We start from the raw sequence: 25,416 nt of genomic DNA on the forward strand, positions 1-25,416 counted from the left end.
CGACCCGTTAGCGGGCCGTAAGGGGGTATTGAGATGAGGAAGGTCGCTGCACTGCTTCAGTGCACCTTGCTGCTGATATCTTGCACGAGCACGTCAAAACCAGAATCTGCGGCAAATCTTAACGATACGATCAGCTCACTGGGATATGACTCGCTGGCGCTGCCCTCTACTGCCTACGGACCAGGCTCCCTGGTCACGTCGGTCAAAGGGAACGGCCTCAAGCCGCCACTGAAACTCACCTATCTGTGCAGGCCGGACTTCGCCCACACGCCGACTGCCATTGTTGATCAAGCGGCCTCGTCAGAGGCCACGGGGGCGCTCAAAGGCGCTTTCCAGCTCGATGCCACAGCACTGGCCCAGCTTGGGCTCGGGGCCAAGCTTAACTACATCCGCTCGGTTACGGTGAAATTGACCAACGTCACGGTTGAGCAATTGGCGCTTGACGACTTGGAATCCATCAGGTCGCAGCTGGGCCCGGTATGCCAGAAGATAGTTCAGGATTACTCGAAAAACTCACTGGCCTACCAGACCCAGCAGGCAATCAGGGCAGATGTGACATACTCCGTCGAACTCAACAAAGGAGCCTCGGCGGAGGTAAAGGGCTTGGTCGTTAGTTCGCTTACGGCCGCGTTCGGTGGCTCAATCCAGAGCGATTCCGGCCTGACCGCCACCGGAAAAGGACTTTTCTACGGCCTTGTGCTGACCAAGGTTTGATCGGCAGACACGAATAGGCGACGAGCGACATGGAGGTCACGATGCAATTCAGTCGGAGTTTAGTATTTGGTGGTTCCGCTATGTTGGCCACTTCGCGGGCGTTCGGGCAGTCAGATGTCCAAACCGATAAGGCATTTTTGACGAGATAAAGAAGTGGACGAACGATCCTCAGAATTCTGAATACTATACTGGCCCCTAGCAATCAGGCGCATAGCGGGGGCAAAACAACTCGCAAGCGCGCATGACCGCCTGATTCATGTGTATGAAAAGCTCGCCGCCTCCGCACAGGCCCGCGAAAACATCTCCGCAGCGGCGAGTTGGTTGGTCCATGCGCGAGCGAGTGCCGAAATTGCCGCGCAGCGGCGCATCAGCAGCTTGGAGGCCGCTCTCGAGCACAACAAAATGGCCAGAAGACATCCCAGTAGATTTCCGGCTTCTGGGCGGTCAGTGACTTCTCGTGGTATCTGACATCGATCGACCCCGACCCGCAAGCAGGTAGCGCAGTCCACCTGTTAGGTGACTACCCGGACCCGCCGATATCCCGCCACAGCCTCTATTCGTGAGAACACCGCTTACATTCGTGCGTGATTTCAACCGCGAACGGCAATAAGGCGCCTGAAGTACAGCAAGATCGTTCACAATGAAATCCACGCTGGAAAACAGGCCGCCTGAGGCCAAACTTGAAACCCTGGACTCTCCCTCAAGCTGGAGGAGAATAGGGTCTCAGGTCAGCGGCAGGCCGATCACGGTGTCAATGCGGCCCTCCTTGAGCAGCTTGGGGCGTATGCGCGCTTCCGCGCTACCGCGGAACAACACGCCATGCGGCAGGATGATGGCCATTTCCCCGTCCTGCTTTAGGTAATGGAAACCGTGCAAGAGAAATGCGAAGTCTGCTGCTGACTTTGGTGCTATCCCGTAGTTCTCAGCTTAAATCGCTACCTCAACTCGCTCGAAAAACTAGACTAGTTGTTTGACAGAAGAATGGCCACTGTTGGATCGTCTAGGATCCCTGTTACTTCAAGACCTTCTTGAAACTGGAAGGTTCTGATACCTTCCTGAAGTTCGTCAGGATTGGCCGCTTCTGCCGGGCTCAGTATCTTGAGTTGCTGCAGCTTCCCTTTTACTTTTGCGATCTCTTCGTCGGTGAATGGGTTGGCTGGTACGGGCTCCACGAGAGCGTATAGCGTAGCGATGTTGTAGTCACCAGAGGCCGCCAGACCACTTTCCATTTGCAGGTTCCGCAGACCTCCACTTACGTCATCGGAGTTTGCCTCTCCCGGACCCTGTTCGGCCAGCAAACCTTTAGACGATAGCACTTCCTCGACAGCTGCCATCTCTTCGCGTGAAGGTTCCTCGGCTGCTTCAAGCGCCTCCGCAGGGCCTGCGCCGACAACGAAGACTCTCTTTGCCCGAGCAAGCCAAACCCGCGACTCAGGGAGCCCATTTGTCCCGCCGTTGACTAGACGCCGGACGGTAACGGTGTCGTTTCTATCGGCAGGTGTGTTTATTTTGCGCGCCAGCCAATAGCCAACCGCTGTATCAAATCCCGTTTCGGGTTGGCGCACTAGATCAGGCTGCTTATCCAATGGCTTGCCGAGCAACTTGCCTCGGGCCTCGAAATTGCTTCGGCCGGTCAGTTGCATGAACCCCGATCCCCTAAAGCGCCAACCATCACCGGGCAATTTATTCCCCAGTCTGCCGCCATAGACGTGATTGGCAATTAATTCAGGACGGTGTTGCAACCGCTGTGCCTGATCCGGGGTGACTCGAGTTGGAAACACTTGCAGTAGCCGCTTGGCCGAATAATTTAAGTTCTCCTCAATCGTCACAAACCCGCCTGTCTCCGTCGCAATCTGAGCCATAAAGTGTTGGACACGTAAAGGCGAAATCAGCTCCCCTGGGGGAGGATCCTTCCACATCTTCACTATCGCCAATGCAAGGTCGCTCCGAGCGCGTGGCGAAAACTTCGCGATCCGATCGAGAGTTACCAGCGAGGATCCAGCCTCAATTGGCTGAGCGCACGAACATGCTGCCTCTGCGGCGTTCGATACTCGCGATATCATAAGCACGGCGACTACTTGAATAACTGCTACAAACACCCACACAGGAATTCTCCCGGTCACGATCTATCCTCCTCAATCGTGTTGCAGTTAGTTCATATCCTCAACTATTTTGGAGATCCTGACTGCTCGGTTCTGGTCCCAGAATGGCCCCTCGGCAACACCGAAATGATGCAGTCCTACAACCCTGCCTGCCGTGGATAGCACGGGGGAACCTGACGACCCGTGCTCAGTGTCACACACGTGGGAGAAGTCACTCTCGCTCGCTAATCCGTCGACCACCGCGTCTTTTGACGAGCAGTTGACCTTAGATATCATTTTGGGCCGCCCTCCGGGATGCTGAATGATCACGATTGGCTCGTTAGAAGCCACATCAGAGGTCGCAAGCGGTAGAATTCCCCATTGGTTTCCTGGCGAGCCCTCTAGCCTCAAAACAGAATAGTCAAACTCACTCTTCGCTTTAATGAACTCCCTGCAACGGTACTGAGTACCAGCGTCGAGGAAACCATTTTCAAGCTGGTAATGGAATATTGCGACAGTAGACCTGCACGTTTCGGTGTCATTGACACAGTGGTCATTAGTCATTAACAAATCTTCGCCAAACATGAAGCCCGTACACGTATACTGTCGTCCATCCCTAATAAACGACAGTTTCGCCACCGCACGCGACCATGAGGTGATCCCGGGGTCGATTGCATAATCACTTATATCTTGCAGCTCAGATGGTCCGATGATTGAAAGGGCGACGCCCTCCGTGGTCGAGAAGGCCACTTGATCAATAGAGGCGCTAAACCCGACGGGAGGAGTACTCGCAACAAGGGCGACCAGTGCATAGCTTCCCGGGATAACCTTACTCCACCCGCCGCTTATGCCGGAGAGAGCATCTCCGGCGTACGTGTCAACGATCCTTCCGCTGCGGTCTGATATGACAATGCGTCCATCAAAATTTTTGGGTACTTTGACAGTCGAGAAATGAAGCCTGAGAAACTTTGAATCCTTCCATTTAGCAAACTCATGCTGCCAATAAATGGTACCGGCCGCCTCAACAGGCTGAAATGTGGGCGTACGGACCTCCTCCACCTTTTCCGTTGCGCCTTCGGGCTGCGGCTTCAACTCGATAGGCTCAGCGTTCACTTCGCCCCCGCGGGCCAGGCTGGCCGCCAGCGCTATGGCGAAACAAGCGCATTTCAAAGCTGATCGACGGGCTGCCATTATTGATCCTCACAGTTTGGAAACAAAATCCAGGACCTGATCCAAGCGAACCTCAAGATCAGGCCCCCCGTTAACCGGAGCGAATTTTATTTTTCGGGACTGGGACATGAGGTGACAGTCAGCTACGCGAGCGATAGGACTTTCGTTTATGCCGGGCGAAGAGTCGCTGAACACGACATAGAGATTCCTCGCCTCGTCGAAATACAAGCGGCGCAGATCGCGCAAGTATATGTCGACTATCTGACTATCAGCGCGCCGGCATCTAACCGGACTATCGGGCCCATCCCCAATACTCTCCAATGATCCGGACGCAGTCCTTATCTCACCAGATTCTTTATAAATCATACTATCGACAACAATATCGAGCGCACGCTTGTAGTTGAGTCGCCCTCCAACCGACTTGGAAAGGAGACCTGGGAATAAATCAGACGTGTAGATCAGCCTATTTTTCACTCGGATGGGACGCAATGGGCCCCCGTCACCGAACAGCTCAGCATAAGCAGAGTAGATGTAAGCTGCGGCCGCTGCCACCTGAGGCGCCGCTTGCGACGTACCGGACATGCTGGCATATCCATTGCCCGCGCTGGTGCTAAGCACGTCTAAAGCGATGGCACCTATATGAAACCTACGACTAGTATTTGAACCTTCATCCCCCTCCACCCAAACACCTGGGCTACTCTTACGATTAAGGCCTATCACCGTAATGACATTGGGCAGCTCTGTAAGGCACGCGGGCAGTACTCCACAATTTCCATCATCAAGGGCTTGTTTATCATTGCCTGCGGCCACAACGAACAGAACCCTCTGTAGCGACTCCTTTATTGCTTCTTCAATAAAGTCGTTTGCTCCGTTCTCATTCCGATAACGCCAGCTTATGTTATAGACAAAAGATCTTGTGTCGTCAGCAAGAAAGTCCTTTATCATGGCAAGTGCCACGTCGTTACGCACCTCAGGTACAGAGAAATTTTCAAGCGGAACTTGCCTGAATACGATCTCTGCAAATGGATTCAGGCCACCGCCCGCCAGCGTGTTTATCTGCGCGGCAATCACCCCAACAACATGTGATGCGTGGTCAAGAATTGTATTGACCTGATCGGAAGAGACTCTATCACCGCAGTTTTGTACAGGAGCACGGGTTATTCCTGGCGCGGAACCAGTATGAACAACGTTGATCTTCCCGAAGTCGCAGTGATCCTTGTCAAACCAGGAATCTAGAACCTCTATCCGAACTGGGTGTCGGTAGGGCTGGCCAACCAGATCGATATCTTTAAGCCCAGCAAAGTCAAAGCCTAGCAGCGTATACAGGTCACTCTGGTCGTTAAATAGGGGCTCTTGTCCGTATGATCCCTGTAAATCTGCGCCGCCACTTGGAACAATCCTTTGCTCGAAGGATGGAAGCGAAAATCCAGAGGTTTGGCCGATTCCCTTTATACTCTCTTGAAGTGGCCCCTTCGGAAGAATCTCTATCGATGTATTTAACTTCGTTTGCACACCCTGCTGGGGAATAATTATGTCTCCTTCAGCAGTGGGTTTGAGTACCTCAGGATTGTTACCGTTTAATATCTCGATCGCCTCCTCACAACTCCTTCCAAAGGGCGAGCAGTTGACATCCTTCTCCATCAGCTGCTCAGGCGTCACTCCAGCTGGCTTTATGCGAGTGCTAAACGTCGTGAATTCATCGAAAATCAGTGTAGGTATGTTCAACTCATCGCCAGCTTCGTTTAACCAGACAGGCATATCGTCGCTTGTCCTTTTACAGACATGACGGTTGAGGCTACACATGACGGAGTTCACTCCGATTGGAAAGAAATCGCCAGCAAAGCGTTTTTGCTGCTTGAGTATCTCTCGTATAGGCAAGCCTTGAGTGTCGACGTACTTTTCTGTCCTGAGTTGACCTGCTGAATACAACCTAATATACAGATCTTCTATCTCCGCCGAGACTACAGTGCCGTTCCCTGTGGAGGACCGCCAAACGGTTTCGCAGTGCCCGGCTGTTGCATAAACCACGAATAAAGCAATAACTATACGTCGGAAGGCGTTCATAGCGACGCGACCCCCCCCTTTGCTCAGGACTTACGTTAAGCTACGCCTGTGGTTGTCCGATTGCAACACGCTTTGTTTCAGCGCTTTTTTCGGCGTGTGCCCTTGTCAGTACGTTCAACGATCATCGGACGGAACGCTGTGACCCGTAAACTTGCGCAGCCTGTTCCAGGGTTCTCAGTACGCTGTACATTCGCGCAGCAAAATGAGCACACCGTGCTACACCCCTGGTTTTCACGGTGCGCGCGGCTACGCGTGCGCGCGACCCTCCCATAGCTCGGCTGGCCCGTAAGGTAGCATCACTGCCGGCACCGCGTCACACGTGACGGCGGTGACGAGGGCGACGGCGGTCAGCTCGCTACTTGAGGTGCCTCTTGGGAGGGAGTAGTCCCTCGGATAACGATCCATGATCTTTCCGGCGCTCTCGCAACGTTTTCAAACTACTTGAAAGAGTTCGTTGATCTTCCCGCGCCAGGTTGCGCGGTGAAAGTGAGGTCCGCCGACGCGGAACGTAGCGCTTGAGAACGGAACATCCGCAGCTACCGCGATAGCATCATTTACGGCCAGCTTGATACGAACTTTGGGCGTTCAGGATGCCCGCAGCGCGGATTCCGAGCGGCGCACAGAGCCGAACTGGGCCAATCTTGCCGTCGAGCTCAAGAAGCCGGGCGTCACGCTCCTCATCTTGTGGGAGGAGTATCGAGGAAGTCATCCCGACGGATATGGCTACAGCCGGTTCTGCGAGCTCTTTCGCAGCTTCGAACAGCGGCTTTCCCCGACGATGCGCCAGGAACACGCCGCCGGCGACAAGGTCTTCGTCGACTATTCCGGCAAGAAGATCCCGATCGTTGATCGAGACACCGGCGAGATCCGTGAGGCGGAGATCTTTGTGGCGGTCTTGGGAGCGTCCAGCTTCACATATGCCGAAGCAACCTGGACCCAGACACTGCCTGATTGGATTGGTTCACACGTCAGGATGTTTCGTTTCTTTGATGGCGTTCCCCGACTGATCGTCCCCCGACAATCTGAAGTCGGGCGTCAGTCGCGCCAGCTTCTACGATCCCGAGATCGATCGCAGCTATGGCATGATGGCATCCCATTATGGCGTCGGCGTTCTTCCGGCACCGCCGCGACGGCCGAAGGACAAATCGAAAGTCGAGAACGACGTGCGTTTCGCCCAGTCGTGCATTCTGTGGCGGCTGCGCAACCAGACCTTCTTCTCGCTGGCCGAGGCCAATGCCGCCATTCGCCAGGCACTCGATCGCATCAATGATCACGTCATGCGTCGGCTGGGCGTCAGTCGCCGGCAACTGATTGAGAGCGTCGAGCGGGCTGCGCTCGCAAGCCTTGCGAGCGAAGCCTACGAATTCGCCGAGTGGCGTTTGGCCCGCGTCTCGACGGACTACCATGTTGAGTTCAAGACCTTCTTTTATTCCGTACCGCACAACTTCATTCGCCAGCAAGTCGATCGGAGAGCAACGGCACGCACATCGAGATCTTTCACCGCGGGAAGCGCATTGCCGTCCATCAGCGCCGCTATGGCGGCCCTCGTCATGGGACTGATCCGGATCATATGCCCAGCTCCCACCGGCGATATGCCGAGTGGACGCCGGATCGTTTCCGTCGCTGGGCCGCATCCGTCGGGCCCGAGACGGAAAGCTTGGTTGTCGCAATCCTCGCCAGCCGCCCACATCCTGAACAAAGCTTTCGAACATGCCTGGGTGTCCTTCGCCTGTTTCGCGATGTCACACGCGATCGCGCCGAAGCCGTGTCGGCCCGCGCTGTCGAGATCGGGGGCTGAACTGACAAGAGCATCGCCTCGCTCATCGCCAATCACAAGGCCGCAAGGCATTCCACCGAACCGACCGCCATCGTCGATCACGCCAATCTGCGTGGCCCTGATTACTTTCATTGAGGAGACACACCAATGCTTATCCATCCGACGATCGACATGCTGCGCGAACTCGGCCTTCATGGCATGGCCACCGCCTTCCAGGAGGCATAGGATGGCAAAGAACGTGACAAGACTCGTGGCACCCCCAACGGCGCGCCGTTCCGGTTCTCTAGTCTTGCAAGCAATGCCTCAAATGAAAGCTCAGAGTTGCGCCACGGCATTGGTTTTGGAGCGCGCATCGTAAGGACCAGCAGGGCGACGCTGCCTAGGCATCCGTTCGCGACCATGTCGAGAGAGATACGGCCGTCATCACCGACGAGCATCCGAGCTATGGCGATCTGGTCAGCCTCAACGAGCACAGGCACGCCAACCACTCGGACTGCCCGCTAGAGTGCATCAAGAAGGTGACCGGCGACCTCCGTGTCGTCCAGATAGCCCTCTATGCCGTGCCGGTTCAAAGTGTGATTGTTGACGTTCCCGAAGTTGGAAATAACAGGCGTCACCGGAAAGTTGTCTTCGTCCAAGGGAAACAGTGCGACCACGTCTCTGGGATCGAAAGCGTTGAACCAAGCACTTACGCTGTTCGGAAAGGCCAGCGGCATGAGCTGATTTCTGATAGCCCTGATTCCCAATGGACTGCCGATGGTCACGAACAGCGGAATTTGACGAGAAGCTGACTGATCGCGGAGAACGTTGTAGGCGACCACCGAGCCGAGCGAATGCCCTATGACGATTGTCGGATCACCGGTCAGGTCGCTTCGAACTACCTCATCCACCGCATCCCTCACAAACTGTCGTGTCGTGTAGAGGAAAACGTCTCGGGTGACGCGTTCGATCGCGGCGCTGGAGAGCCCGCTCGCATGTTTGTCGATCGCCGTGAGGATCGCATGGACCCATTCCCAATTTAGAGGACCGCGGGCTTTCGGGTTGTCCCCGTACTCTTTAATGATCTCCTCGTCGGTGACACCTGCTTGCTCGCGGATCGACTCTGCCACCTCGGCTTGAAAGGCCAGGAATTCGTCGTTCTGGCCTACGCCGCCACGAGCCACTAAGTCGGGCGTCAGCGGCAGGTCGGCTTGAGTGACAAAATTGTCGAGAATTTTGCCGTAAAAGGGAAACGATACGTCGAGGAGATCGGGAAGACTTCCACCGACCGCTTGGGCGCCCTTGGAGAGCGCGTCAAGCCAGTCTGCCTTCAGTTTCTCGGCGTCGAACCCTGCTTGCCCACGACCGTGGACGAGCAGAAGTTTCGGTCTTGTTTGCCCGAAGGACGAGCCCGCTGAACCGATGACCGCACCAGCAAGTAGCAGAGAATGAAACTGGCGACGATTCATTCCGATCAACTCCAGATATCGCTATTCAGCAGCATGTCCATACCTTCAGGATCGTACGTTGTCCAAAGGCTTTGGCGTAGATGCGACCTCGCGTCGAACACGACTCTTGGATAGTCGATATTCATCGCGCGAAGGTAATTCCATCCCTGCGTCAGCATCGGGCAGAAGGGCACTACCAAAGTTCCATCGCGGGTCGTGGAGCGGACGGAACTAATTCGAGAGTTGGTCAGCTGTTCGGTAAGGAGAGCCACGTCGAAAAGTAGTGCATGGAGGTTCGCTTCCATAATCTGTTCAACCGAGTTCAACTTGTCCGGGAGGGCAGCTTGCCAATAGGCATAAGCTGCATAAAGCCCGAGTGTTGGATCAATTCCCTTGCCGACACGGATACGATCGCCAAAACGTTCCGCTTCTTCTTGCGATTGAAGTCGCAACGCGCCGATAGAAGCAGCGGCGGCAACTGTGGCTCTTAGTTCTCGCAATTGTTGACGATCGAAGTCATCGAAGAGGGACGTATAGCTCACGTTGCTGACGCCAGACGATTCGACAAGGATTTCGCCGCTAAATTGCGGTAAAGCAGGAAGGACGGTTCCCGACCCATCAGTGAATTGAATGGCGATTGTTCCCGGTGTACCATATTGAAAATCGACCTGTACTGTCGCGCGCTGAGCGCCTTCCATCCCGCCGAGCACAGAGACTCTCAGATCACGCGTTCCGACGGCCCTCAGCACTCCCGAACCGGCGACGGCAAAGTTGGACCAACCAAAAGCTGGATGTGAAGGCGACGGTGGCTCAACTGCAAGCACCGCTCTTCGCGTCTTGTCGAAGCCCGACTTTCGGCCAAATTCCTGCAGAGATTCGGGCAGGTTGTCGAGCGGCGATGGATCCATCAAGATCGGACCACTCTGGGGATCTACCTTAAGGATCTCCTTTGAAAAGTCGCCCGGTCCAACTGCGGGAGCTTGCTGACTTGGCGCGGCTTGGGTGCGGATGACCGGAGCGATAAACGTCTTAATTCCGCATTGTAGTATGTCGTCCGGAACCTGATCCTTGAAGACCTGTGCCGCTCTGCTCGCCACGGCTCCGCGCAAATATGCGCCTAGTTGACGATTCGTGACAACTTCCTCGCGGTCGATGACTTCGACAATCTCCTGAGGCGGGTCTCGGAAGGTGTCGACGAACACCGAGGTGAACAGCCCTTCGTATTGTTCCGCTGCGGTCTTCGCCTCGAACGCCGGCTGCAAGAGCCCTGTGGCTAGGAACAGATCGACCTCGATATGCATGTTATGGGTTGAGCGGGGATTGGGGAAAATTTCGCTTCCTCGGAGGTTCGCCTCCCCGGGGTTGGACGGCATGGAACGGCACGCGTCGGAGATGAAAATGACATTCGGTATGCGGTTTCTTCTCGCCTGGTACGCGCTTTCGTCGAGATTGATGGCTTGATCCGCATCGCCCGGCGCCTCGGACAACAACCAAAGCTCAGTCCGCCCCGTTGCAAAACCATGGCCAGCAAAATAAACTACGAGCTGTTGGCAAGTACCTTTTTCGACGAATTTCTCGACGGCGTCTTTTATGAGCTGCGCCCGCACAATTTCGGTTTGATCGGTGATGGTTACAACAGAGTAGTCCTGGTCAGCGAGCCAATTCCCGACCTGCTCCGCGCCGCTAACCGCGGCCTTTAAGATAGGAAGCCCTTCTGACTTGTTGACGCCGATCACAACAGCTGCGTGCGTCGTCTTAGTTGGCTTTGCTATAGAATTCCTGCCCCCAAGGAGGAAGGCGGTTCCCACGCCAATGATGAACTCACGTCGCTTCATCGCTTTGATCCCATAGCTTACAGGATGGGCTCGAACGCGTTCAGGCGAGCTCTATCATACAATAAGCCGACTGTCTTAGGAACTAATACTACCGAGTAGAATTTGTTTGATAACTCGGTACCCAGTCCAATCTCGCTAGGTGGGATGTTCGGAAACAGTGCTTGTCATTGCCGCTTGGCAAACTGACCGTATCAAAGGCGAAGGCGGAGTTCTGTAGCGCATTGCACCGCCCGGTGGACGAATAAGGCAGTTGTCAGGGCGGAGCGTCGCCCCGCTGCTAAGGTCTGGACGGGGGTCAACTGCAGCCCACACAATTGCGCCACTGACACCTTCCGGGTCACCACGCGGTCACGTGTGACACATTTCGCAGTGGTTCGACCCAGTTCCGCGGGATACGCCAAGGTGCAAAATCACAAATAGCCGCGAAGCCGGCAGAACGCGCAATCTCGCGGATTTTGGCGTACTGTAAGTCATTCTGGCGAATTCCTTCGACGGCGTAATTTTTCGCTTGCCAAGGTTGGGGTCGAGCGTTCGAATCGCTTCACCCGCTCCAAATCTTCTTGAGATTTGAAAAGCTTAAAGGGCCCGGGTATCCGGGCCTTTTTGCTATCTGGCGCCGGGGAGCGTCAGGGGTAAATGCAGCTCGAATTCGCACCACTGGTTGCACCATCACCGCTTTTCGCTAGTCTTCCCGGAGCGGAGGGAACGGACGTTAAGAAGTCCGTGGTATGGCAACAATCAATCATGCGATCGGCAAACTTTGAGTTCTTGGAAGTTTATCACGAGCAGCTGGTACAGCTCGGGTATTTCGCCGAACGCTTTTTCGCCGAAGACCCAAACACCTCGTTGATCAAATCAAGACAGTTCGCGGAGCTGATCACTAAAGAAACTGCCGCTCGAACGGCAAACTATGCGCTCGGTGAGCGAGAAGCGTTTTCAGAACTGCTACGGCGATTGCGAACTGATCGTGTGATCCCGCAAGAGGTGCTGGATATCATCCACGCCATCAGAAAGCAGGGGAACAGCGCCGTCCATGAATTCATTGGCAGTCACAGCGATGCGCTATCAAACCTAAAGCTGGCACGTGCATTAGCCGTTTGGTTTCACCGGACATTCGGCGGCGATCCACGCTTTATGCCGGGGCCGTTCGTACCACCACAGTCACCTAAGATTGACGAAAAATCAGTGGAAGTCGAGCTGCAGCGATTGCGTGATGCAGTGATCAACGCAGAAGCAGAGTCGCGCCAGCACGCCGAAAACAGCGAAGAGCACAAGAAGGCGCTTCAGGCTGTCTCTGAGATCGCGAAGCAGGCGACGGAAGAGAGTAGGATATGGCAGGAACTGGCGACCGAACAGGAGAGGCAGCAGTCGGTTCTCAATAAACAATTGCGCAAACTGCAGGAGGAAGCGGAAGCTGCTCCAGCTCAAACAACCTTGTCCTTCGTCACCGCCGCCCACGATGCGGGTGATGCAATCGAACTCGATGAGGGCGCTACCCGAGCGCTAGTTGACGTGAAGTTGTCGGAAGCAGGCTGGGAAGTCGACAGCCGACTGGTCCGACATGCTGCGGGCTCACGACCTGCGCCAGGAAAAAATAGAGCGATTGCCGAATGGCCGACGAGCTCGGGGCCTGTCGATTATGCCCTATTCGTCGGTCTCAGATGCGTAGCTGTTGTTGAAGCAAAGCGCATCGCTTTGGATGTGCCAGCCGTTCTCGAACAGGCGAAGCGTTATGCTCAGGATGTCGTTTTAGATCGAGATTGCGTAGACTCAGAGTCGCCATGGCAGCACGGCCTGGAAAAGGCGTTTCAAGTTCCCTTTGTGTTGGCGACCAACGGCAGGCCATACATCCGGCAATTCGCGAACAAGTCCGGGATATGGTTTTGGGACGCGCGTCGGGAGACCAACCATTCGATTGCGCTTCCTCAGTGGTTTTCTCCACAGGATTTAGTCTCGAAGCTGGAGCAAAATCATCAGCCGACAGCATACGAGTTGGCCGAAGACACAATCGGCTTTGCGGCGCTGCGTCCGTATCAACAAGCCGCAATAAGCGCTGTCGAAGAAGCGATACAAAATGGCCAACAGCAGATCCTCATCGCCATGGCTACCGGGACTGGCAAGACGCGTACATGCATCGGCCTGATGTACCGTCTGCTCAAACAGAAACGGTTCCGACGCATACTGTTCTTGGTGGACCGGACGGCTCTGGGCGAACAGACAACCGATGCTTTGAACACCACTGAAATCGAAGGATTCCTCAATTTCTCGCAAATTTACAAGGTCGCCGGGTTACAAAAGCGGCTGCCCGACAAAGAGGATCAAGTGCACGTTGCAACCGTGCAGTCCTTGGTCGCGCGAATTCTGAATGAGGATGATCCAGAAAAGCGGCCAACCCCTGGCATGTATGATTGCATCATCGTTGATGAGGCGCACCGAGGCTACACGCTTGACGCCGAGTTGATCGAGACCGCAAGCAGCTTTCGAAACATTACCGACTATCTCTCGAAATACCGACAGGTTCTCGAGTTCTTCGACGCGTTTAAGATCGGGCTCACCGCCACGCCGGCAATCCATACAACGGAAATCTTTGGTCGCCCGATTTTCAGGTATTCCTATCGACGAGCGGTGATTGACGGCTGGTTAGTCGACCACCTTCCGCCCAAACGGATAACAACAGCTCTTTCTGAGGCAGGCATACGGTTCGAAGGCGGCGAAGAGGTGGAGATCATTGATCCGAAAAGCGGACAGATCGACCTGTTTGCCTTGCCAGACATGGTCGAGTTCGAGGTCGAGCAATTCAACAAACGAGTTTACTCGGAGTCATTCAACCGCGTTGTTTGCGAGGCACTAGCCTCGGAAATCGATATCGACCATCCGGGTAAGACACTGATCTTCGCGGCCCGGGATGACCATGCGGACACTGTGGTGCGACTCCTCAAGGAGGCGTTGCAAGCCGAGCACGGGGCGATACCGAATGACATGGTGATGAAAATCACCGGCTCGGTTGACAATACTCAAGACAAGATTCTCCGGTTCCGCAACGACACGCTCCCCAAATATGTGGTCACCGTTGATCTGCTGACCACTGGGGTCGACATCCCCAAAATCTGCAATCTGGTTTTTCTCAGGCGCGTGAACAGTCGCATTCTCTATGACCAGATGATCGGCCGCGCGACCCGCTTGTGCCGCGATATCGGCAAAGAGCATTTCCGGATTTTCGATGCGGTCGATCTTTACGCGCATCTCCAGGAGCTGTCGGACATGCGGCCGATCGTGACCCAGCCGAAAGTTCCCCTAAGCGAACTCGTTGAAGATTTGCGCACCGCTTCTTCACCAGACGACCGAAGATGGATTGCTGACCAGATCATCGTCATTGTTAGGGCAAAAACCCGCCATCTCGATGAAGATCAAGCCGCGCTGGTCCAATCCGTTGCCAAGATTCCAGCCACTGATCTTGCCAACAGGCTCAACCAAATGACTCCGGAGGAAATGAGGGGATGGTTTGCAGCGCATCCCAGCATCTCGCAAGTTCTGGATACGAAGCCTGCAAGCTCCGGCCGACCCCGCGGGATCATGATTTCCGAGCATGGCGATGAACTGATTAGCGTAGACGATTATTTTGGGAACAATGCCACGCCGGAAGATTACATCGACGGGTTCGAGCGGTTCATCAGGCAGAATATGAACACAGTCCCGGCAATTGTCGCCGTGACCCAGAAGCCGCGCGACCTGACGCGCAAGGAATTGCGCGAGTTAGCTTCGCTTTTGGATGACAACGGATACTCTGAAACAAGTCTCCGCACTGCCTACGGCCGTGCACGCAATTCTGACATCGCCGCGCATATCATTGGCTACGTACGACAAGCTGCGCTCGGCGACCCTCTAGTCCCCTACGAAACACGCGTGGAAAATGCCCTGCGCAGGATCGAAGGTTCGCGGCCTTGGAACGCGTCTCAGAAGCGTTGGCTGAAGCGTATTGGCCGGGCGCTGAAGGAAACGCCGGTCGCTGATATCGATACGCTTAATGAAGGAGCATTTGCTGGACAGGGCGGCTTCGTTCAGATTCAAAGAGAGTTCGGCGACGAGCTTGAATCGGCGCTCCACGAAATCAATGAGGCCATTTGGTCGACACCGGCTGCATGAAGCGGTTGTTGAGGGGACGGGGACATGAACGCTAATGACATCGTCGGCAAGCTTTGGCGCCTATGCACGATCCTGCGAAAGGATGGCATTACCTACCAGCAATACGTGACCGAGCTCACCTACCTGCTCTTTCTCAAAATGATGAAGGAGCTAGGCAAGGAAGAAGAGGTGAAGAACGACCGGAAGCTCGTCAATATCCCCAAGGGGATGCGCTGGGAAGACGTGGTGAAGGCCAGTGGCATCGCGCAGCTCCAACTTTACCGCGAAATGCTCACTGCGCTCGGCAATCCGCGCTCGCGCGTGTCGAAGGATGGGAAGCTACTATCGCCCCCAACTGCAGAGGATGATTCCTCAGAGGGCGAGAAGGCCAAGAAGGAATACGACAAGGCACAAGCGCTGCCGCGTACTGTGCAGGCGATCTTCTCAAATTCATCGACCTTCCTCCGCGAGCCGGCAAATCTGAGCGAGTTAGTCAACCAGATCGACAAGCTCAACTGGTTCTCGACTGAGCGCGACCAGTTCGGAGACCTCTACGAAGGGTTGCTGCAAAAGAACGCGGAAGAGACAAAGCGCGGTGCCGGACAGTACTTCACGCCGCGCGTCCTGATCGATGCCATCGTCGAGCTGATGAAACCGAAGCCGGGTGAGATCATTCAAGACCCGGCGGCTGGAACGGGCGGATTTCTGATCGCCGCAGATCGCTACATGAAAGCCAGCACGGACGACTATTTCGAACTGGACCAGAAGGCGCAGAATTTCCAGGCGACGAATGCTTTTCATGGGATGGAGAACGTCGCTGGCACTTATCGCCTGCTCTTGATGAATCTCTATCTGCACGGAATCGATCCCGCGCACGTCAACCTTGGCGATACCCTGTCGCCCAAGGGAGCCGATATGGAAGCTGCGACGCTGATCCTTACCAATCCACCATTCGGGCCATCAGGCGGCAAGCCGACCCGCGATGACCTCTCGGTCACCAAAACCGTGTCGTCGTATCAGCTACCCTTCGTTGAGCATTGTATTCGCAATCTGCAACCAGGAGGCCGGGCGGCCATGGTGCTGCCTGACAATGTGCTTTTCGAGGATGGCCGAGGAAAGCAACTGCGTCAGAAGATGATGCGCGAATGCAATGTGCATACAATCCTTCGCCTGCCAACCGGCATTTTTTACGCTCAGGGAGTCAAGACCAATGTCGTCTTTCTCCAGCGAAGCAAGAAGGCAGACCTTGCTCGACTTAAGGATGACGCGACTCAGACTGTATGGGTTTACGACCTACGGTCGCAAATGCCGCAGTTCGGTAAGACCAGCACATTCAACGCGACGCACCTGGCAGCATTCATCAAAGCCTATGGCGAGGATCCAAGTGGCGAAAGCGAGCGGAAGGACGAGGGCGCCGACGGTCGCTTTCGTAAATTCACACGCAGTGAGATCGCCGCGCGCAACGACAGTCTCGATATCAAATGGCTCTCTGATTCCGACAACATCGATGAGGATGCGCTGACCGACCCAGTTGACATCCTCGCTGCGATCGTCGTGCATTTGGCAAATGCCACAGCCGAAATTCAGGCTTTGCAAAACGAGCTTGCAGATGAGGGGGTTGCGTAAATGTCGGAGCCTAGGTGGCCAGTTCCGGACAGCTGGGTTTGGTGCGCGGCGAATGAGATCTCGGACATTATCGGCGGAGGAACACCACCTACGAGAATCGACAGCAATTTTTCAGATAGTCGCGGAATTCCTTGGATTACACCCGCAGATCTTACAGGATACGATAAGGCATACATTGCAGCAGGACGGAGATATCTCAGCGACGAGGGGTATGCGGCTTCTGGCGCCACGCTTTTGCCGGCAGGAACCGTCCTCCTATCTAGTCGGGCGCCGATAGGTTATTGCGCGATTGCAGCGAACCCGATCGCTACAAACCAAGGCTTCAAAAGTTTAATTCTGCATGGCGGGATTATCCCTGAGTTCGTGCGATTTTACCTTCTGGCATCCAAGCAGTTTCTGGAAGAGCAGGCTAGTGGAACTACTTTCCTGGAGTTGTCTGGTCGGAAAGTCGGCGAGGTGCCAATTCCTCTTCCACCGCTCGCAGAGCAAAGACGCATCGTCGCTAAGGTGGACAGTCTGCTTTCACGTATTGCGCGCGCCCGTGAGGAATTGTTGCGGGCAGCAGTATTGGCGAAGGACTTCGAAGAACGGTACCGAGAGGGATTATGCGGCACCAATACCGCGATCGAGCATGGTTGGGACGTTCTTTCACTTGAACGCGTACTCACTGATATTCGTTATGGTACCTCCAAGAGGTGCGAGTTTGATCCGAAGCTAACCCCCGTATTGCGCATTCCAAACGTGATTAAAGGACGGGTCACTGACGAAGAACTCAAGCATGCCGAATTTAGCGACAAAGAATTACTGTCACTTTCGTTACGATCAGGTGACATTCTGGTAATTCGATCGAACGGCAGCCTCAATCTTGTTGGTCGCTCAGCGATCGTGGACAAGATGCATGAAGGATATTTATTCGCCGGTTATCTCATTCGACTCAGGCTCAATCAAGAAAGGATCTACCCTGATTTTCTTAACTACGTCCTGCAGACGTCTTCTATAAGACGAATTGTGGAAGATCTTGCAAAGTCAACAAGCGGCGTGAATAACATCAACAGTCGCCAGCTTTCCGCACTCATGATCCCGGTTCCTCCAATGTCGGTTCAAAAAGAGACCGTCGAAAAATTGGCTAAGGCGAGCAAAAGTGTAGAGATCGCCACGGCCGAGATCGCGAATGCGACGAATATGCTTGATGCACTTGTATCGTCTATGTTTCTCAAAGCATTTTGCGGCGAGTTAGTTCCCCAGGACCCAAATGACGAGGCGGCGAGCATGTTGCTGGAACGCATTAGTGCGGGATGGGCGGAACGTGCATCAGTGCCTGTGGTGGTGGAACTGCCGGCGTTACCACCTAACGAAGGGCCTGCCCCGAGCCGCAAACGGAGGAGCAAGAAGTTGCCTAAGAGCCGTACAGATGAGGATGTTTGGCATCAGCCCTACCTAGCAGGGATGCTGAGCATAGAAAATCTTTTCGATGACATCGACCTGTCAGCGGACCTTGGCATCGAGAGCGATCCCCCACGCAATCCAGAAGAGGTCGCCCGCGCCCTGTTCAGAAAATCCGAGCTGGAGATCGCCGACTTCTACAAGCAACTCGCCTGGGAAATTCAAGCCGGTCACATTCTAGAAGTCGACGGGCGATTGAAAGCGGTCTGATGCGTCTCGACCGAGTCTACATTGACGGATTCAAGAACCTCAAGGAGTTTGAAATCAACTTCGACGACTCGCGCCTGACAGCCGTCATCATCGGCCAGAACGGTACAGGTAAATCGAATCTGATTGAGGCAATCGCCACGATCTTTCGTGACGTCGATTTGAACCGACGAACGCGATTCACCTACGATGTAGAGTACCGAATCGACGGCCGCCCAATTCGCCTGACGAATAGGCAAGGCCGAACGCATATACTCGCGGACCAGGGACCGGTAAGCCGCAAAGAGTTCGATACTAACAAAGATTCATATTTCCCGGCACTAGTGTTTGGTTACTATTCGGGTACCAGCCGACGCCTGGAGGCGATCTTCGACGACCACCAGAAGCGGTATTACAGCAGGATAATTAAGGAAGAAGGCTCCGACTCCTACCGAGCAGCAGGCAAGGACAGGCGATTGTTCTACTGCCGGTCTATTCATGGTGCGTTCGCTTTGATAGCTTTGCAAGCCTCTCTCCGAAATGCGTCGCCCAACCAAGTTGATGCAATTGGGTTCTTTGATGAAAAACTGGGAATAACGGGGTTTCACTCTGCACTGGCGTTGTTAAAGCAGCCTTCATGGTTCAGTCCGAAAAAATCCGATCGGGGACGGCAGAGCTTCTCTACCCTGGCGACGCAAGCCAACGAATTGTGGGGCGCTAAGGGGTTAGCCGGTGAGTTCCTACGGAAGCTAAAGGAGGCCGCCTTCTTGCCACTCGCATTGCAAGGCGATGTTTTGGATGACTATCGCCAAAATGCTCACAAAGAATCGCAACTTGCATGTTTTGTGCGCGATAGGGATGCACTCGCCGATCTGGCACACTCGTATACGGAGCAGGAGTTCTTCACTGCATTGGAGGCGGCCGACATTTCTGACCTAATCCGCGATTTCATTGTCTGGATTTATCGTCGTGATGATCAGACCGGAGACATTGGATTTGCCGACCTATCAGATGGCGAACGGCAGTTGTTGATGGTGCTAGGGCTAATCCGAATCTCTCGCGGCAGAAGTTCGCTGTTTCTGTTGGACGAGCCGGATACTCACCTCAATCCGGTGTGGCAACATACTTACCTGCAGCTGGTCCGGGAGTGGACCGGAATAGCGGCTGAAGCGCAAGACTGTCATATCGTTATGACGTCGCACAACCCGTTAACTATCGCTGGGCTGAAACGGGAAGAAGTCCACGTTATGTACGAAGATCGAGAGACCAACCTTATATCGGTCGATCTGCCGTCTGTTGATCCTAAAGGGCTCGGAGTGGCAGGTGTTTTGCGTCAGACTTTTGGAATGCAAACAACACTTGATCCAGAAACGCAAAAGCTGATCGACGAGCGTAATCTGTTGCTTGTCCAAGAGAATCGAGACCGCATTCAGGAACGTCAGCTTCAAGAAATGAATAGTCGGATTAGAGCATTAGGAATCTCGCTCCAGAACCAGCAAGATCTGTTTGAGCAATTTTTGCGCGGACTTGATGCAAAGTTCCGCGAAAGCAGCACGCTCACTCCGGATGAAATCGTCCAGCAAAACGACGCCGTTAAGGCAGCAATTTCAAACCTGAAATCCGACAAGACGATTCAATGAGATATGTCTATTTGGATGCTTCGAAGGTTCCCGCCGATTGGTTAACCAAGGCAAACGACCTAACAGCCAAAATCAAAGCAGAAACTGATGTTGCGAAGCGCAAAGAATTAATAGACGCCAACGCAGCGCATTGGGGAAAACTCAAACCTGAACTGCTCGCTATGTCCCATCAAAAATGTTGGTACACGGAGGCAGATGACTGCGTCTCAGATTGGCATGTCGATCACTTTCGACCGAAGAGCAACTATCAATGGCTTGCGTTTGAATGGACGAACTACCGAATAGCCGGGGCGAAGCCAAATCGAAAGAAATCAGACTATTTTCCGCTTCAGGATTCAGCGACCACAGCTTCGTTTGCCGCTCAGAGTACAGCAGCAGAAGGAATCATCTTAATTGACCCGACGGTTCCCGGTGATGCCGATCTCATAGTTTTCGACGAGCAGGGTAAAATAAAGCCAGCCAACCCGAACGATGCACAGGTTGTCAACCGGGTTGAAGCTTCCCGAAATCGCTTCGACATGGATACGGAGCGGCTAATTGCAAAGCGCCTTGGGGTTTGGAATGCGTGTCAGAAAAAGATCGACCAGATTCGGAGGTTCATTGCATCGTCGCAGAGCACCGAAAATGCTTTATCTTCCAATCATGTGAAAGAGCTTGCTAGTGAGGTGCGGGCGGCAGCGATGCCTAGTTCACCGTTTTCCGCAGTCGCAAAGTCATTTCTACGCACGACCGGCTCGGAATGGGTCTTAGATATACCGGTCGAGGCCAACGCATGAGCGACATCAAACTTTTTAATACGACCGCCACCGACGTAAGCGAACTTCGGGGCAGCGCTGTCACGCTTGAAAAGTCGCTCCAGACCCTTATCGAACGCAACATGGAAGCGTTTCTCGGCGTCCGCTTCGTGGCCTCCGAGTTTTCGACGACGAACGGCGGGCGAATGGACTCACTGGGCATCGACGAGAATGGCTCGCCGGTAATCATCGAATACAAGCGGGCTACCAATGAGAACATCATCAACCAGGGTTTGTTTTATCTCGATTGGCTGATGGACCATCGGCGCGATTTCGAATGGCTGGTAATGGAGCGCTACGGTGCGGATCTTGCGAAAATGGTCGACTGGGTCACGCCTAGGCTGATCTGCATCGCCGGAGACTTCACTAAGTACGACGCCCATGCCGTCAATCAGATGAACCGCAATATCGAACTTGTTCGCTATCGCCGCTTCGGCGAAGAGCTTTTGTTGTTCGAGCTTCTGACCTCCGCTTCGGAGCGTCCTGCCAGGGCGATTCTGAACGACGGCGAAATCGGCAGCGAGCCGGTGTTGCAGCGTCCTCGTTCCCGACAGAAGACGGTTACACAATATCTCGCGGACGCTAATCAAGACCTTCTCGACCTCTACGAGGCGATCAAAGCGTATCTGTTGGCGCTGGGCGACGACGTGCAAATCAAGACTTTAGACAATTACATTGCATTCAGAAGGCTAAAGAATTTTGCCTGCGTTGAGGTGAAGCCGCAAATTAGGCATATCAAGCTTTTCGTGAAGGTCGACCCCGACAGCATAAAGCTTGAGCCTGGGTTCACGCGCGATGTCCGCAACATCGGTCACTTCGGGACCGGCGATCTCGAAATTATTGTCACCGATACGGCGACATTCGAGAGGGCAAAACCGCTGATGGATCGCAGTTATGATGGGTCATAGCCCCAATCGACCGCTGCGTACGCAGAGCCAACAAACGCCGGCACGAGCCTGAGCGATGGAAAGTCTATCGCCGACCGATATCTCGACTTCGCTTATTTCTGATATAAAACAGAACGTGGCTGCGTTTTCGATTGGCCTCGTCCGCATCAGCACGGATCGAGCCGATGCAGAGCTTTTGGGATCGGGCACACTTGTGCAAGTTCTAGGCAAAAGAGCAATTTTGACAGCCGATCATGTCTTAGAGGTACTGCCGAAATCAGGGGAATTGGGTCTCCTCCTTTCATCAAACGCAGGCGCACCAACCGTCTCGGTGGAGGCTCTGAAGTACTTGCGAATTGATCGCGGGCTACGTGACGAGGCTGGTCCAGATTTAGGTGCCATAGTTCTCCCTCCAATCGTCCCATCCAGCCTCGAAGCAAAGAAATCATTCTTGAACCTGACGATGTGTCGAGGGCGAATGTTAAACAAGCCGCCAGCTGCAGATCACGGTTTGTGGTGCCTCTGCGGTCTTCAGAGCGCACTGACTGAGGAATCCAAACCCGCCTTTGGATTCACGCGGTTAAAGCGTTTTCGCGGGTTTTGCCCTGTCGGCAGCGTGGAAGTGGCTCCGCCAATCGGAATGTATGACTACTTCACCTTTCCGATACCGCACGGGAAAGGCTCCCCGTTGCCAGATAGAATCGGCGGTACCAGCGGCGGAGGCCTTTGGCAGTGTCTCCTCGGCCGTGCGCAGGATGGCAGTCTGGAGGTGCGTGAGTGCCTATTTTCAGGCTTAGCCTTCTACCAAGGGCCGATCGACGGCGGCTGGTCGCCGGTTAGATGTCACGGCCGCAAGAGTGTCTATCAGGCTGCTTATCATGCAATAGCCACAGGATAAGACGTGAACAGCGGATGCCCCTTTTACGCCGAGGGAAGTAGAATGGACGCTTTGTTCGCCGCTCGGAATACCCCCAATAGAGTTAGGACCTTTGCCTTTCAATTTCGGACCAAGGTCCCTTGCGGACAGGTGCATTTAAACCAAACTGGCTAAGCAGTGGACCATCATATTAGAGAGTCCTCATATTTATAGTCCGGAATCATCCTGGCGGGAGGGCGGCTCGAAGGAGGAATTATGAAAACTCGAACCAGTCTGTTCGCAACGGTCGCCGCTCTCGCCCTTGTCGCGTCTCCAGTCCTCGCCGGCCCCGGCGGCAATGGCGGCGGGAAGGGTAACGGAGCAAGCAACGGCAACGGCGGCAACTCGGCCGCGGCCGGATCGCAGGGACACGGAGCCGCAACGTCTGCGGCGGCCAGGGATAAGTCCACTCGGGGAATTGCCCATGCGATGGCTGTCGTTTCGACGACGCCGGCCTCGCCGCAGGCCACCCTGTCCTTGCAGGCAGCCTTGGACAAGTTCCTGGCAAGAACGGCCGCGGATGACCCGGTAGAGTCTTCCGACGACACCTCCGGCGAAATTCCTGACGCAGCCGAATAGAATTGCAAATCCGTCCGCTGCGCGGCGGCGCACCGCACCATCGAGATTCTTAGCCCGTTGGCGGGCTCTTTCATCTGTTCGGCCGATGCCCTGGGTCAAGGAAGAGCCGACATTTGAGCCCGATCCTCAGGGATCCCTGGACGGTCCTGCCCCTACAGACTGATCCAGAGAGCGCCACCGGCTTCGGCCGGTGGTGCGTTTTTGCGTGGGCGCTCAACTGGTCCCAACCGCGGCCGTTTTGGTGCCGGGCTCGGAAGGCGGCATCGCGAGGCGGGCAGGCTCGGCGGGGATATGCTGACCTGAGGCGCAGCGCCTGCCTCTACCGTCCTCCAAGGCGACGCACTGGAAGGACCGGCGGCGTTAGCGGGGAACTGCGAACATGTCGAAATTCTTCTTGCTGCCGAGGTCGTTTTCGTTGAGCTTCGGACCGAATAGCGTTGTCGGCCCAGCCAGGTGGACGTCGTAGCCCTTGTCGGCAAAGAACCGGTGCATCCGCAGCCGCTCGTCCACCGAAAGATTGTGATTGACCTCGGACTTGATGTAGGGCCGGCATTCGTCGATCAGCGCGCCGATCGAGATCAAAACCGACAGGTCGTGCGACTCCACGTCGGTCTTGATGTAGCGCAGGCGCTTGATGCGCTGGCCAAGCCGGGCACGGATCAACGGTTCGATCCGCCGCCCCTCGACCGGGATACTGAAAGCGCTGCCGTGCTGCCACCGCGACACCCCGGTGTGGTCGCCGCCGTTCTCGAACTCCGGGTTGCCGTAGTCGAAGACGAACGACCCATCTTCCGGCGTTGCCGCGTAGGGAATCGGAAAAATGTTCAATCGGGAAGGATTGAGCGCGGCATTGGCGCCGAGGATCGTGAAGGTATAAGGGTTCGGCTCGAAAGCGAGGACCAGGCCCTGCGGTCCGCAGGCGAGCGCTATCGGTACCGTGCTGTCGCCGACCTGGGCGCCAACATCGATCGCCACGTCGCCATCGCTCAGGAACGTCCGGAGATCATCGACCTCGCCCTGGGCGAGATCGAGATCTGCCCCGCGCGGGTTCTTCCATCGAGCGAATTCAATCTTCCCGTCTTTCGGGAGATCAATGACCTGTATCGAGTGGCCGTAAACGCGTGTTCTTGGCTTCAATCCAAGCAGGTAAAAAAATTCTTTGAGCCTCATCCGCTGCTGATAGCTCAACCCGTGACGGCATTTCAACCGGCGCAGGGCGTTGTAGCGCCGGCATCGACCGGCGTGGCTCTATTTGACTTGGACTATCTGATTCACTGGGACTATCTGGCGCCTGCACCTCTGCGAAAATCCGAAGGCGACATGCCGGCCAGTTTGCGGAACGACTTGTTGAAGGCGCTGAGCGAGCCGAAGCCGGAGTCCATGGCGACGCGCAGCACGTTGGCGTCCTGGTGCATCAGCAGCGCCTGCGCGTAGCTGAGCCGCAACAGGTTGACATATTCGTTGAGTGTCATGCCGGTCGATTTCTTAAAAATGCTCATGGCGTATTTGGGATGGATGTCGGCCGCCGCCGCGATGTCCACGCAGTCGATGTCGTATAGGAAATTCTCCGCGATGAAGTCGCACATGCGCCCGACATTGCGCAGGGATTGCTGATCGAAGGGGCTGCCTGTTTCCTGCTCGATCGGAGTTTCGGGTACCAGCCGGTAAGGTTCGAAGCGCACCCGCTCCAGCCGCAGCAGCAGTTCGTTGACGGCGTGCTCGGCTTTGCCCGGATCGCCTGACCGGACGTAGCGGTTCCAGCGCTCGAAATTGTCGCTGTCGGACCGGTCGGTGGCATTGGTCACCAATGTCGCGCCCGTCATCAGCCGGTTGCGGACGTCCGCGGGCAGGTGCAGCCGGAAGAAGTGCACCAGCGGCAGATGCGCGCCGGCATAGACGGCGTCCTCCGACGCATCGTCCATCTGGTGCGGCAGGCCGCCCCAGAACAGGCACATGTCGCCGGCCGAAAGCGAGATCTCGTGCTCATCCATGCGGTAGTGCACGGCGCCGCGGACGATGAAATTCACCTCGACCTGGGCATGCCAATGCGGCTTCAGCATCACCAGAGGCTGGGTGTGAAACATCTGCAGCAGCAGCGGCAGACCCTCCACGCTGCTAGCGCCAGGCTGATAAAACGGCCTTTCCGGCATCTTAC

Annotated in this window: 19 protein-coding genes; 11 read left to right on the forward strand and 8 right to left on the reverse strand. The window is 55.1% G+C overall.

What is annotated here, in order from left to right:
- Positions 1 to 33: 33 nt before the first annotated feature.
- A complete protein-coding gene (locus tag AC0L3I_RS03110) occupies positions 34 to 714 on the forward strand; it encodes a hypothetical protein (protein WP_287114053.1) in 681 nt (226 codons plus the stop codon).
- Between the two features lie 723 nt (positions 715 to 1,437).
- Here AC0L3I_RS03110 and AC0L3I_RS03115 read toward each other — a convergent pair.
- The 4 genes from AC0L3I_RS03115 to AC0L3I_RS03130 all read right to left on the reverse strand — a co-directional run bounded on the left by AC0L3I_RS03115 (position 1,438) and on the right by AC0L3I_RS03130 (position 6,029).
- Positions 1,438 to 1,626, reverse strand: coding sequence for an N-6 DNA methylase (locus AC0L3I_RS03115; protein ID WP_473525997.1), 189 nt, complete (start codon positions 1,624 to 1,626; stop codon positions 1,438 to 1,440).
- Positions 1,627 to 1,676: 50 nt separating this feature from the next.
- Positions 1,677 to 2,639, reverse strand: a complete 963-nt coding sequence (locus AC0L3I_RS03120; protein WP_473525998.1) for a peptidoglycan-binding protein — start codon at positions 2,637 to 2,639, stop codon at positions 1,677 to 1,679.
- Positions 2,640 to 2,864: 225 nt separating this feature from the next.
- Positions 2,865 to 3,986: a trypsin-like serine peptidase gene (locus AC0L3I_RS03125; RefSeq protein ID WP_473525940.1), complete on the reverse strand. Its 1,122-nt coding sequence runs from the start codon at positions 3,984 to 3,986 to the stop codon at positions 2,865 to 2,867.
- Between the two features lie 9 nt (positions 3,987 to 3,995).
- Positions 3,996 to 6,029, reverse strand: coding sequence for a S8 family serine peptidase (locus AC0L3I_RS03130; protein ID WP_473525941.1), 2,034 nt, complete (start codon positions 6,027 to 6,029; stop codon positions 3,996 to 3,998).
- Between the two features lie 577 nt (positions 6,030 to 6,606).
- Here AC0L3I_RS03130 and AC0L3I_RS03135 point away from each other — a divergent pair.
- Complete coding sequence (locus AC0L3I_RS03135; RefSeq protein WP_473525942.1) at positions 6,607 to 7,299, forward strand: IS21 family transposase; 693 nt, start codon at positions 6,607 to 6,609, stop codon at positions 7,297 to 7,299.
- A 7-nt stretch (positions 7,300 to 7,306) separates the two neighbouring features.
- Complete coding sequence (locus AC0L3I_RS03140) at positions 7,307 to 8,164, forward strand: Mu transposase domain-containing protein (RefSeq protein WP_473525999.1); 858 nt, start codon at positions 7,307 to 7,309, stop codon at positions 8,162 to 8,164.
- A gap of 142 nt (positions 8,165 to 8,306) precedes the next feature.
- Here AC0L3I_RS03140 and AC0L3I_RS03145 read toward each other — a convergent pair whose 3' ends face one another.
- Together AC0L3I_RS03145 and AC0L3I_RS03150 are read right to left on the reverse strand one after the other, a co-directional pair.
- Positions 8,307 to 9,254, reverse strand: coding sequence for a lipase family protein (locus AC0L3I_RS03145; protein ID WP_473525943.1), 948 nt, complete (start codon positions 9,252 to 9,254; stop codon positions 8,307 to 8,309).
- Between the two features lie 5 nt (positions 9,255 to 9,259).
- Positions 9,260 to 11,068: a caspase family protein gene (locus AC0L3I_RS03150; RefSeq protein ID WP_473525944.1), complete on the reverse strand. Its 1,809-nt coding sequence runs from the start codon at positions 11,066 to 11,068 to the stop codon at positions 9,260 to 9,262.
- 636 nt (positions 11,069 to 11,704) lie between these two features.
- Here AC0L3I_RS03150 and hsdR point away from each other — a divergent pair.
- The 8 genes from hsdR (at position 11,705) to AC0L3I_RS03190 (ending at position 23,261) form a co-directional block, all read left to right on the forward strand.
- Positions 11,705 to 15,211, forward strand: coding sequence for a type I restriction-modification system endonuclease (gene hsdR, locus AC0L3I_RS03155; RefSeq protein ID WP_473525945.1), 3,507 nt, complete (start codon positions 11,705 to 11,707; stop codon positions 15,209 to 15,211).
- 24 nt (positions 15,212 to 15,235) lie between these two features.
- Positions 15,236 to 16,816, forward strand: a complete 1,581-nt coding sequence (locus tag AC0L3I_RS03160; RefSeq protein ID WP_473525946.1) for a class I SAM-dependent DNA methyltransferase — start codon at positions 15,236 to 15,238, stop codon at positions 16,814 to 16,816.
- Positions 16,817 to 18,469, forward strand: a complete 1,653-nt coding sequence (locus AC0L3I_RS03165) for a restriction endonuclease subunit S (RefSeq protein WP_473525947.1) — start codon at positions 16,817 to 16,819, stop codon at positions 18,467 to 18,469. It abuts the gene before it with no gap.
- A complete protein-coding gene (locus AC0L3I_RS03170) occupies positions 18,469 to 20,085 on the forward strand; it encodes an AAA family ATPase (protein WP_473525948.1) in 1,617 nt (538 codons plus the stop codon). The genes AC0L3I_RS03165 and AC0L3I_RS03170 overlap by 1 nt, the downstream gene beginning before the upstream one ends.
- Positions 20,082 to 20,861, forward strand: a complete 780-nt coding sequence (locus AC0L3I_RS03175) for an HNH endonuclease family protein (RefSeq protein WP_473525949.1) — start codon at positions 20,082 to 20,084, stop codon at positions 20,859 to 20,861. Before AC0L3I_RS03170 ends, AC0L3I_RS03175 begins: the two co-directional genes overlap by 4 nt.
- Positions 20,858 to 21,787, forward strand: a complete 930-nt coding sequence (locus AC0L3I_RS03180; RefSeq protein ID WP_473525950.1) for a DUF5655 domain-containing protein — start codon at positions 20,858 to 20,860, stop codon at positions 21,785 to 21,787. Before AC0L3I_RS03175 ends, AC0L3I_RS03180 begins: the two co-directional genes overlap by 4 nt.
- A 55-nt stretch (positions 21,788 to 21,842) precedes the next feature.
- Positions 21,843 to 22,664: a hypothetical protein gene (locus AC0L3I_RS03185; RefSeq protein WP_473525951.1), complete on the forward strand. Its 822-nt coding sequence runs from the start codon at positions 21,843 to 21,845 to the stop codon at positions 22,662 to 22,664.
- Positions 22,665 to 22,898: 234 nt separating this feature from the next.
- Positions 22,899 to 23,261 carry a hypothetical protein gene (locus AC0L3I_RS03190; RefSeq protein ID WP_473525952.1) on the forward strand — a complete coding sequence of 121 codons (363 nt, stop codon included), beginning with the start codon at positions 22,899 to 22,901 and terminating at the stop codon, positions 23,259 to 23,261.
- 360 nt (positions 23,262 to 23,621) lie between these two features.
- Here the strand turns inward: AC0L3I_RS03190 and AC0L3I_RS03195 are convergent, their stop codons facing one another.
- Positions 23,622 to 24,431 (reverse strand): FkbM family methyltransferase, encoded by an 810-nt coding sequence (locus AC0L3I_RS03195; protein WP_473525953.1) that lies wholly within the window; start codon positions 24,429 to 24,431, stop codon positions 23,622 to 23,624.
- Positions 24,432 to 24,541: 110 nt separating this feature from the next.
- Positions 24,542 to 25,411 carry a helix-turn-helix domain-containing protein gene (locus tag AC0L3I_RS03200; protein ID WP_473485997.1) on the reverse strand — a complete coding sequence of 290 codons (870 nt, stop codon included), beginning with the start codon at positions 25,409 to 25,411 and terminating at the stop codon, positions 24,542 to 24,544.
- Between the last annotated feature and the right edge of the window lie 5 nt (positions 25,412 to 25,416).

This window comes from Mesorhizobium sp. WSM4840 (assembly GCF_055811755.1).